Here is a 10,453-nt window from a genome sequence, read left to right on the forward strand (position 1 = left end):
AACCCCATGTCAGACAACTGGAAAGGCGTATTTCCCGCCATCACGACGGCCTTCAAGGAAGACCTCTCGCTCGACTACAACGGCATCCAGCGCATGGTGGAGGCCCAGATTGACGGGGGCGTCCACGGCATTGTGGTGACCGGTACGCTCGGCGAGGCCAGCACACTCACCTTTGCCGAAAAACAGGAAGTGCTCCGTGTGGCCGTTGAAGCCGCCGACGGACGCGTTCCCGTACTCATGGGCATCGCCGAGAATGCGACATCGACCGCTTGCCAGGCCGTGGAAGACGGCACCGTGAACGGCGCATCGGGCTTCATGCTGTTGCCCGCCATGCTCTACGCGGCGGACCGGCGCGAGACCATTGCGCATTTCCGCACGGTGGCCAAGGCCAGCGGCAAGCCCATCATGATCTACAACAACCCGGTGCTCTACAAGGTGGACACCACGCCGGAAATGTTCGCCGAACTGGCCGACGAAGAGATGTTCGTGGCCATCAAGGAATCCTCGGACGACGTTCGCCGCGTGACCGACATCATCAACGCGACCGGCGACCGTTACCAGATCTTCACCGGGGTGGACAACATTGCCCTGGAGAGCCTGGCGGTGGGTGCCGTGGGCTGGGTTGCCGGGCTTGTGTGCGCCTTCCCGCGCGAGACGGTAGCCATCTACAATCTGGTCCAGGCCGGCCGGATGGCCGAGGCCCTGGCCATTTACCGCTGGTTCAAGCCGCTCCTGGATCTGGACGTGCACGCCAAGCTGGTCCAGAACATCAAGCTGGCCGAGGCCATGACGGGACTGGGCACCGAGCCGGTACGGCCGCCCCGCCTGCCGTTGGTGGGCGCCGAACGCGAACACGTGACCGCCGTCATCCGGCATGCGCTGGACAACCGGCCCGACGTGTCGGACTACGTATGACGCTCGCGGACCAGGCGTACGACCGCATTGAGCGGATGATCGTGACGCTCGAGTTGCCACCGGGGGCCCCGTTCTCGGAGGCCTCGCTGGCGGCCACGCTCGACCTCGGTCGGACACCCATCCGGGAGGCCCTGCAGCGCCTGGTGGCGGACCGGCTCGTCCTCGCCATTCCCAAGCGCGGCATGCAGGTAACGGACATTGACGTGCCCGAATACCTGGCCCTGCTCGAAACGCGGGCGGTGCTGGACCGGCTGACGGTCGGCCGCGCCGCAACGCGCGTAACGCCCGACATTGCCGCCGAGCTCCGCAGGCTTGCCGCCGACATCCAGATGGCGGCCACGAAGGACGATACGGACACCTTCATGCAGCTGGACCGCCAGGCGGACCTCGTGCTGGCCGAGGCCGCGGCGAATCCGTTCGGCGCCGACGCATCGCGGGCACTTCATGCCCACGCACGGCGTTTCTGGTACCAGTACCGGCATGCAGGCGACCTCACCGCATCTGCCGTGCACCACGCCGCCATCCTGCTGGCCGTCGCCGAAGGTGACAAGCGCGAGGCGGAATCCGAGAGCGACCGGTTCATGGCGTATCTCGAACACTTTACCCGGGAGGCCATCGGTCTCTGATATGGCCATTCATCGTTTCACGTGCATAGATGCACACACCTGCGGCAACCCGGTCCGGGTCATCACGACCGGCGGTCCGGTACTGGAAGGCGCATCCATGGCGGCGCGGCGTGAGCATTTCATGGCGGAGTTCGACTGGATCCGCCAGGGGCTCATGTTCGAGCCCCGCGGACACGACATGATGTCGGGAAGCATCCTCTACGAGCCGACCCGGGAGGACTGCGACGTGGGCATCCTGTTCATTGAAACCAGCGGATGCCTGCCCATGTGCGGACACGGTACCATCGGCACGGTGACGGTCATCATCCAGGAGGACCTGGTCCGGCCGGCCGAACCGGGGGTGCTTCGCCTGGAAACGCCCGCCGGACGGGTGGATGCCTACTACATCCTGGAGGGGGACCGTGTGGCCAGCGTCCGGCTCGTGAACATTCCCTCGTTCCTCTACAAGGCAGGGCTCACGGTGGAGTGTCCGGACCTGGGTGAACTGACCGTGGACGTGGCGTACGGCGGGAATTTCTACGCCATCGTGGACAGCCAACCGAATTTCCGCGACATGGCGGACTACACGGCCGGGGATTTCATCCGGTGGAGCCCGGTCGTGCGGCATCGATTGAATGCCGCCCATACGTTCGTGCACCCGCTGGATGAGCGGATTCACGGAATGACCCACATGCTTTGGACCGGTGCCCCCACCGTTCGCGACGCGACCGCCCGGAACGCGGTGTTCTACGGCGACAAGGCCATCGACCGGAGCCCGTGCGGCACGGGTACGTCCAGCCGGATGGCCCAATGGGCCGCTCAGGGGAAACTTGGTGAGGGCGACCTGTTCGTGCACGAAAGCATCATCGGCAGTCTCTTCACGGGACGCGTGGAACGTTTGACCCGCGTCGGGGATTTTGATGCCATCGTGCCCAGTATTGCCGGCTGGGCCCGCGTCACCGGATACAACCAGATCCTGATTGACGACGACGACCCGTACGCCCACGGCTTCCAGGTGATTTGACCCATGAGCATGAATTCGGATATCGTAGTTGTCGGCGGCGGGGCGGTCGGGCTGTGCACGGCGTGGTACCTGGCGGAGGCCGGGGCGCGGGTGACGGTGGTCGACCGGATGAGCGTGGATGAGAAGGCGTCGGTGGGCAACGCCGGCATGCTCGTCCCGAGCCACGTCGTGCCGCTGTCGGCACCGGGCGTGGTGATGAAGGGGCTCAAGATGATGATGAATGCATCGAGCCCGTTCCAGATTGCGCCGCGCGCAGACCGCTCTTTTTTGCGGTGGCTCTGGCTCTTCAACCGGCACGCCAACCGGCGGCACATGGCCTACGGGGTCCCGCTGCTGCGTGACCTGTCCCTGAAGAGTGTGGAACTGTTCCAGGAACTCTGTGCGCTGGAAGGACTTTTGGGCGCCGGTTTTGCGCAGACGGGGCTGCTCAATCTGTACCGGGGCGACGCCGCCATGCGGGACGACCTGGCGCTGGCCGACGTGGCCGAGCGTGCGGGGTTGGCCATTGACCGGTTGGATGAGGATGCGGTGCGCGCCCTGGAACCCGATATCCGGGTGCCCATCCGGGGCGGGGTGTTCTACCGGCAGGATGCGTCCATCCATCCGGAAAAGTTCGTGGTGGCACTCGCGCAGATGCTGGCCGCCCGGGGCGTGGAGTTCGTGGATGCGACAGCGGGCGGCATTGACCGCAGCGTCGGGGTCGTGCTGGATGGCGCGGCGGCCGACGGCCGCCGCGCCATAGGGGGCGATCGGATTGTTGTTGCCGCCGGGGCCTGGACGCCGGCCCTCGTCAAATCGCTGGGTCTTCGCTTGCCGGTCGAGCCGGCGCGTGGGTACAGCGTGACCGTCCGCGAGCACGATACGTCCATCCGCATTCCGTGCGTGTTCACCGACGAGAAGATTACGATCACGCCCATGGCGGGTGAACTCCGGTTCACGGGCACGCTCACGCTGACCGGGTTCAATCGGGAGGTCCAATCGCGCCGAGCCGAGCCCATCCGCCGTCTGGCCCAGACCTATGCGGGCCCCTCCATGGCCATCGAGAAGCCCGAAATGTGGAGCGGCTTCCGGCCCGCATCTCCCGACGGTCTGCCCATGATCGGCCTCGTTCCCGGCACCCGCAATATCTACGTGGCCACGGGCCACGGCATGCTCGGCGTCACCCAGGCGCCCGTCACCGGCCGCATGCTCTCGGCCATGATGGGCGGCCCTGCGCTCGACCTCGACGCCGAGCCGTACAACCCCGGACGTTTTGGGTAAGACGATCTCTAGACCGCAGATTTCGCCGGAGGAGGTGTTGCGCCTGGTTCGGGACGCGTACGCGATTGGGGGCGCCGGCTCCCTCACAGTTGAGCCGCTCCCGGGGGATCGGGATTCCAACTGGAAGGTGTTGGTGGATGGCCGGCCGGTCGGGGTGCTGAAGGTATTCTCTCCGCTGGCGTCGCGGGCATGGATTGAGCTGGAGGAACGGGTGTTGGGGGCCGCGGCCGCCCGTGGTTTGCCCGTGCCGCAGGTGGTGCCCGCGGCCGACCAGCGCACGGTCCTGGCGTGGGAAGGGACGTTCGCGCGCATGGTGACGTGGCTGGAAGGCCGCCCCCTCGGGGACACGAATCCAGTTCGACCTGCGCATGCCCGGGCGCTCGGTCGGGTGCTCGGCCGTCTTGGACGCGCGCTCCAACCCCTGGACACCGCCGGGACCCCCGACGACTTCGCGTGGGACATGCTGAACGCGGACCGGACCGTGCGCGAGCGGCTGGACGATCTCACGGCGCATCCCTTTCTGCCTGAAACGGGCATGGACCTGGTGCAGGACGTGCTCACGCACTTCGTAGCCCAGGTCAAACCCGTACTGGCTGGCCTCCCGCGGCAACTCATCCACAACGATGCAAATGACTGGAACGTCCTCGTCCAGGGCGACGCCATAACCGGACTGCTGGACTTCGGCGACGTCGTGGCCGCCCCCCGCGTGGTGGACGTGGCCGTAGCCGCGGCCTATGCCGCCATGGACCGGACAGACCCGGTGGCGTTCATCGGCGAGGTCGTGGCCGGGTATCACGCCGAATACCCGCTGGACGAACAGGAAGTGGCCCTCGTGGCCGATCTCGTGCGCATGCGCCTGGTGGTGAGCGTGGCCATGTCGGCGTGGCGTCGCCGCTCGGAGCCCAACGATCCCTACCTGACCATCAGCGAGAGGTCCGCCTGGACGCTGCTGCATCGGCTGGCGGCCCTCCACCCCCGTTTCGTGCACTACCGACTGAGGGCGGCCTGCGGAATGGAGCCCGTGCCCGGCTCGCGGCGCATCGGAAAATGGCTCAAGGAGCGCGCGGGGACCTTTCCGGCCGTCATCCGGCCGGCGCTCTCCAAGTTGGGCGCCGACCAGAGCGCATCATCCCCTGTCCTTTTTGATTTTTCCGTCAGCAGCCTGGAGTTCGGGCCCGTCGACCTGACCGTTCCGGGCGCCGCAGAAGACGAAATCTGGCGTCGATGCGGCGACGCGGTAGGCATTGGCCGGTACGCCGAGGCCCGACTGGCCTACACCGGCGTGCAGTTCGCGACAGAAACAGGCGCCCGCCGCACCATCCACATCGGAATTGACCTGTTCCGGCCTGCGGGATGCGCGGTGCACGCCCCGCTGGAAGGCACGGTCCAGGCCGCGCGCATCCACGACGACCAGTTCGACTACGGCGGATGCGTCATTTTGGAGCACACCATCGAAGGGCTCCCCACATTCTGGACGCTGTACGGCCACCTGAGCCATGCTACCGTGCTTGCGCTCACGCCTGGACAGCAGATATCGCCGGGGGAAGCCTTCGCGGAGCTCGGCGCGTGGGATGAGAATGGCGGCTGGGTGGCCCACCTGCATTTCGAGGTCATCACCGACCTCCTGGACATGGAGGGCACGTATCCCGGAGTGGCCTCCCCCGACGAGGCCGATGTCTGGAAGTCGTTGTCCATCAACCCCGCCGACCTGCTGGGACTCGGGCTGGAAGCTACCGCTCCTCCGCCGCCCCCGCTGGACGAATTGCTGGATCGTCGGCGCGCCGTGCTGGGACCGAACCTGAGCCTGGCCTACCGCCCACCATTGCACATTGCCCGCGGCATCATGCAATACCTGTACGACCCCGAGGGACGGGCGTACCTGGATGCGGTGAACAACGTGGCCCACGTCGGGCATCAGAATCTGGCGGTCACGCGGGCTGTTTCGCGGCAGGTGCGCACGCAGAACACGAATACCCGGTACCTCCATGAGACGGTGCTGGAATTCGCTGAGCGCCTGCTGGAGACGCTGCCGGACCACCTGGAGGTGGTCTATCTGGTCAATTCAGGCAGCGAGGCCAACGACCTGGCCCTGCGCGTGGCGCGGACGGCTACCCGCCGTGAGGATGTGCTGGTCCTGGAGGGCGCCTACCACGGGCATCTGGGGTCGCTGATTTCCGTCAGCCCCTACAAGTACGACGGGCCGGGGGGCACCGGAAGGCCGTCCGGGACATGGACGGTTCCCATGCCCGATGCTTACCGGGGGGCGTTCCGCGGGCAGACCGAGGCGACGGGTTCCGCATATGCGGCGCTCGTGAAGGAGGCACTGGACAACGCCGAGGCCGCTGGGCGGCCCATTGGCGCGTTCCTGGCCGAGTCCGTTCCGGGATGCGGTGGGCAGATCGTACCCCCGCCGGGATACCTGCGTCAGGCTGCCGAGTACGTGCGGGCCGCCGGTGGCGTGGTCATCCTGGACGAAGTGCAGGTGGGCATGGGTCGTCCGGGCGATGCGTTCTGGGGCTTCGAGTTGCAGGGCGCCCGCCCCGACATGGTGGTTATCGGAAAACCCGTCGGAAACGGCCATCCGCTCGGCGTCGTGGCCATGACGCGCCCGCTGGCCCATGCGTTCAACACCGGGATGGAGTACTTCAACACCTTCGGCGGCAATGCCGTCTCGGCCGCCGCAGGTCTGGCCGTGCTGGCCGAAATCCGTGATCGGGGCTTGCAGACGCACGCCAAGGATGTGGGCGCGCATCTCATGGACGGGCTGCGGGGACTCCAGCGCCGCTACCCCCTCATCGGGGATGTGCGCGGCGTCGGCCTCTTCGTGGGCGTCGAACTGGTCCTGGACCGCGAAACGCTGGAACCGGCGGCCGCCGCCGCCCGGTACATCGCGAACCGCATGGCCGAAATGGGGGTGCTCCTGTCCACCGACGGACCGCTGAACAATGTCCTCAAGATCAAGCCGCCCATGGTGTTCACGCGTCAGAACGCGGACTTCCTGGTGCACGTGCTGGAGCGGGTGCTGAAGGAGGACGCCGTGCAGATTCGATAGCAGCCTGCAGCGCTTCGGGTTCGTCTGAACCGATGGCAAACCTGCGATTCGAGGCCAGCTCCAACTCCACGGCCCGCATGCCGTTGACGTTCCAGAGCGTCCCGCGCGGAATGATCCGGATCCCCAACCCGTAATACCACGGATACCGCACCACCTTGGCCGACCGGATGCGCTCAAGCGGAATGGATTTCCGGATGAAGCCGCCCCCGAAGCGGATGTCCACGGCCGACGCGCCGACTTCCACGGTCAGCGAGCGGAACAGGGACAGCGGGATGAGCAGCACGACGAAGGTCACCGCCAGGATGAGGCCGACCGGACCTTCGGCGTCCCGGGCCATGACGCTGACAAGCGCCAGGACACCGGCTGTTATTCCGATGGCATACAGGAGGAACCAGCCGGTCTGGGTGTGTCGGTAGTGCATGATGGGCGGGAATTTACTGACTGACCGTCATCGCATCAATCCGGCTTGTTGATTGCCATGCGGCGCCGCGGTAGTATTCGAGATCCTTACCATCCTTCTCCTGCATATGCCCGTTTCCTTTTCCGTCCTGATCACTACCGGCCTCCTGGTCTTCAGCATGGGCATGGGGGGATGCGCTCGTGGCGACTCGCCGCGTGAGACGGAGCGCGACCCGGCCGGAACCACCCTCATTGGCTCGGAGAAAATGGATGCGCCGCTCCGCCGCGCCCTGCGGGATGCCGACAAGAACCAGCACGATGTGTTTCTGGGCGTTGCCGAGGAGACCGCCTCGGATGCCGACGCCTTCATGACCCTGCAACAGGACCTGCGTACGGCCGGCCTCACCATCCGCACCATTTCCGGATCGGTGGTGACGGTCCGCGGACCCCGATCCGCCATTGAAACGGCCGCGGCCGACGATCGGATTGCCTCTCTTCAATTGAGCGCTTCACGCTCATTCTGACCCCAAACCAAACCCAACACAGCACCGATGAACTCCCTGCTGCGCCTGCTCCTCATCGTCCTGCTTGGACTGTCCACCCTGCCCGCCCACGCCCAGTCGTCCCGCATGGATGCGCCCCTGCGCGCCCTCGTCCGCGGCCATGAAGCCGATGTCCGGCTCGGCAAGGCCGCTGCCGATCGCACCGTGGACATTTTCGTCCAGCTGGAAAACGGCGTCGTGCCGGATGCGGTCCGTACGCCGGGCATGACGGTCCGCACCCTGGCCGGAGATATTGCCGTCGTCCGGCTCCCCATTGATGAGATTCCGGTGCTGGCCCGCATGTCGGGCATCCGCCGCCTGGAGGCCAGCCGGACCCGGCATCTCCTGCATGACGAAAGTCGGGCGCTCATCCGCGTGGACCAGGTCCACGCCGGCGCGGATCTCGACCGGGCCTACCAGGGTGAAGGCGTGGTGGTCGGTGTGCTCGACACGGGCATTGACGTCAACCACCCGGATTTCCGGGACGGAAACGGAACGCGCATCCAGTATCTGCTCGAATACCTGGATCCCGAGGCCCACACCGAAGACTCCCGCGAATACACCAAAGCAGACATCGATGCGGACGCATCGGCGGTCCAGCAGATTGACGGTGACGGACACGGAACGCACGTGGCCGGCTCCGCAGCCGGAAACGGTGCCGGCAACGCGGCCATGACGGGCATGGCCCCGAAAGCCGATTTGATCATTGTCAAAGGCACGCGCGCCGAAACCGGGGGTGGTTTTTCCGATGCCGATATCGTGGCCGGTGTCGAGTACATCTTCAATCGCGCCGGTGAAATGGGCAAGCCGGCCGTCGTCAACCTGAGCCTGGGTGGTCATGACGGCCCCCACGACGGCAGCAGCCTTTCCGAACAGGCGCTGTCGAACCTCAGTGGACCGGGCCGCATCATTGTTGCTGCTGCCGGGAATGAAGGCTTTGACAATATCCACGTCGGCCATTCCACGGGTCCGGGAACGACGTACCTGTACGTCGGGGGAGCCAGCAACGAGAGCCAGTTCGGTCTCAATGCCTGGCACGATGCCGGTACCGTCGCCCGTGCTTCGGTTGGCCTCTTCAGCCTGGATAATGGTGTCCTGACCCTGGTCAGCCAGTCGGATTGGGTCGCCTCCGGTGGGTACGCCGAGGGTATGGAACTCACCTTCGATGGTGAAGTGGTCGCCAGCGCGGCCATCGACCTGGAAACCACGGCCCATCCCGACAATGGCGATGGCAATCTCCAGGCCCTGATCGAAGGACTGGAGGGCGTGGACTTGTCCAACTACCTGGCCGGATTCATGATCGAAGCGTCCGGTACCGGTCGTCTGGATGCCTGGGTCTTCGGGGGCGAATTGATCAACTTCTCCTTGCCCATTGACGGCTACGAGGTTATTCCAGGGGACTCGGACATGACCGTCGGCACGCCGGCCACCGCCGAAAAGGTGCTTGCCGTCGGCGCCTTCGTATCCAAGAATTCGTGGACCAGTGGGGACGGGCTCACCTTCCTCTGGCCCGATCCCAACCTGGGCGGCGAGGCACCTGAAATCGGAGCCTATGCCTACTTCAGCAGCCGTGGACCAACGCGTGACGGTCGCATCCACCCGCAGATATCCGCGCCGGGTGCCTTGATCTTCTCTGCCCATTCCGCCGATGTGGCTGAGCCGGACGCGGACCGGATGCTGGCCGGGGGGCAGTACATCGGATTCGAGGGCACCAGCATGGCGTCGCCCCACATTGCCGGTATTGTCGCCCTCATGCTTGAGGCCGACGCTGAACTGACGTATGAGGACGTGGTGAACCACCTTTCCACCACCGCGACCGTCGACGCGCAGACCGGTACCGGGCCCAATTCGACGTTCGGTGCGGGCAAGGTCGATGCCCTCGCTGCGCTCCAGTCCGTGACCGGGTATTCCGGCGTGAATACGTTGACAGAGACGGAATTGCCGCGCGCGGTCACGCTCAGCCAGAACTATCCGAACCCGTTCAATCCGGTGACCTCGGTGTCCTTCTCGTTGCCGCGGGCCATGGACGTGCAGGTCCAGGTATTCGACGCACTCGGTCGCCACGTCGGCACCTTGCTGGAAGGTCCCCTGCCCGCCGGGTCGCATGCGGTCCGGTTCGACGCCGGGACGCGCCCCAGCGGCATGTACCTGCTGCGCCTGAACACGGCAACCACGGTGCTGACGCGCCCGATGATCCTGTTGAAATAGGCCCGGTCAGTCCGACCGCAGCTACCCCACCAACTCCTTGATCCGGGTCTTGAGGGCGGCGAAATCCACGGGTTTCGAGACGTAGCCGGCGCATCCGAGGGCATGGGCACGCTCCCGGTATTCGTCGTTGTCGTAGGCGGTCATCATGCAGACCGGGAGGGGCGGCGGTTCGGCGGTAATCCGCTCCATCAATTCCAGGCCGGTCATGCCGGGCATGTTGATGTCGGACAGGACCAGCACCACGTCTGTCTTGCCGTGTTCGTGGAGGATATCGAGGGCCTCCTCGCCGGAAAACGCGAACAGCAAATCGATTTCGCCCTTCGCGATCTCGCGGCGGAATCGCATGCGGAACAGGGTCTCGACATCACGCTCATCATCCACAACCAAAACTTTCATGGGGGTGCTCCGGCGGTAAGGCAATCGGGGAATGGGTACATTCGAATCGACA

Annotated in this window: 9 protein-coding genes; 7 read left to right on the forward strand and 2 right to left on the reverse strand. The window is 65.6% G+C overall.

The window, feature by feature from the left end:
- The first annotated feature begins 6 nt into the window (after positions 1-6).
- From RIE53_01470 to RIE53_01490, 5 genes are read left to right on the forward strand one after another with little or no spacing between them, the layout of a single operon-like run.
- Entirely contained in the window at positions 7-915 is a 909-nt protein-coding gene (locus RIE53_01470; protein MEQ9103345.1) for a dihydrodipicolinate synthase family protein, read from the forward strand.
- Complete coding sequence (locus tag RIE53_01475; protein ID MEQ9103346.1) at positions 912-1,541, forward strand: GntR family transcriptional regulator; 630 nt, start codon at positions 912-914, stop codon at positions 1,539-1,541. The genes RIE53_01470 and RIE53_01475 overlap by 4 nt, the downstream gene beginning before the upstream one ends.
- 1 nt (position 1,542) lies before the next feature.
- On the forward strand, positions 1,543-2,544 hold the full coding sequence (locus tag RIE53_01480; protein ID MEQ9103347.1) for a 4-hydroxyproline epimerase: 1,002 nt from the start codon (positions 1,543-1,545) through the stop codon (positions 2,542-2,544).
- A 3-nt stretch (positions 2,545-2,547) separates the two neighbouring features.
- Positions 2,548-3,804 carry an FAD-dependent oxidoreductase gene (locus RIE53_01485; protein ID MEQ9103348.1) on the forward strand — a complete coding sequence of 419 codons (1,257 nt, stop codon included), beginning with the start codon at positions 2,548-2,550 and terminating at the stop codon, positions 3,802-3,804.
- Positions 3,797-6,856 carry an aminotransferase class III-fold pyridoxal phosphate-dependent enzyme gene (locus tag RIE53_01490; GenBank protein ID MEQ9103349.1) on the forward strand — a complete coding sequence of 1,020 codons (3,060 nt, stop codon included), beginning with the start codon at positions 3,797-3,799 and terminating at the stop codon, positions 6,854-6,856. Before RIE53_01485 ends, RIE53_01490 begins: the two co-directional genes overlap by 8 nt.
- On the opposite strand, the gene RIE53_01495 is transcribed toward RIE53_01490, so the two are convergent.
- Complete coding sequence (locus RIE53_01495) at positions 6,780-7,277, reverse strand: hypothetical protein (GenBank protein ID MEQ9103350.1); 498 nt, start codon at positions 7,275-7,277, stop codon at positions 6,780-6,782. The two genes, RIE53_01490 and RIE53_01495, sit on opposite strands and share 77 nt — an antisense overlap.
- A gap of 106 nt (positions 7,278-7,383) precedes the next feature.
- Here RIE53_01495 and RIE53_01500 point away from each other — a divergent pair, with 106 nt between their 5' ends.
- Entirely contained in the window at positions 7,384-7,779 is a 396-nt protein-coding gene (locus RIE53_01500) for a hypothetical protein (protein ID MEQ9103351.1), read from the forward strand.
- 27 nt (positions 7,780-7,806) lie between these two features.
- The gene (locus RIE53_01505; protein ID MEQ9103352.1) at positions 7,807-10,005 is read left to right on the forward strand and encodes a S8 family serine peptidase; all 2,199 of its coding nucleotides are present in this window, start codon (positions 7,807-7,809) and stop codon (positions 10,003-10,005) included.
- A 21-nt stretch (positions 10,006-10,026) separates the two neighbouring features.
- Here RIE53_01505 and RIE53_01510 read toward each other — a convergent pair whose 3' ends face one another.
- Positions 10,027-10,401: a response regulator gene (locus RIE53_01510; protein MEQ9103353.1), complete on the reverse strand. Its 375-nt coding sequence runs from the start codon at positions 10,399-10,401 to the stop codon at positions 10,027-10,029.
- Between the last annotated feature and the right edge of the window lie 52 nt (positions 10,402-10,453).

It is taken from the genome of Rhodothermales bacterium, assembly GCA_040221055.1.
Lineage (GTDB): Bacteria > Bacteroidota > Rhodothermia > Rhodothermales > UBA10348 > 1-14-0-65-60-17.

Bases quoted from the DNA above. Each gene is read 5' to 3' on its own strand.
- RIE53_01470 (MEQ9103345.1), top strand. From the start codon at position 7: ATGTCAGACAACTGGAAAGGCGTATTTCCCGCCATCACGACGGCCTTC.
- RIE53_01475 (MEQ9103346.1), top strand. From the start codon at position 912: ATGACGCTCGCGGACCAGGCGTACGACCGCATTGAGCGGATGATCGTG.
- RIE53_01480 (MEQ9103347.1), top strand. From the start codon at position 1,543: ATGGCCATTCATCGTTTCACGTGCATAGATGCACACACCTGCGGCAAC.
- RIE53_01485 (MEQ9103348.1), top strand. From the start codon at position 2,548: ATGAGCATGAATTCGGATATCGTAGTTGTCGGCGGCGGGGCGGTCGGG.
- RIE53_01495 (MEQ9103350.1), bottom strand. From the start codon at position 7,277: ATGCACTACCGACACACCCAGACCGGCTGGTTCCTCCTGTATGCCATC.
- RIE53_01500 (MEQ9103351.1), top strand. From the start codon at position 7,384: ATGCCCGTTTCCTTTTCCGTCCTGATCACTACCGGCCTCCTGGTCTTC.
- RIE53_01505 (MEQ9103352.1), top strand. From the start codon at position 7,807: ATGAACTCCCTGCTGCGCCTGCTCCTCATCGTCCTGCTTGGACTGTCC.
- RIE53_01510 (MEQ9103353.1), bottom strand. From the start codon at position 10,401: ATGAAAGTTTTGGTTGTGGATGATGAGCGTGATGTCGAGACCCTGTTC.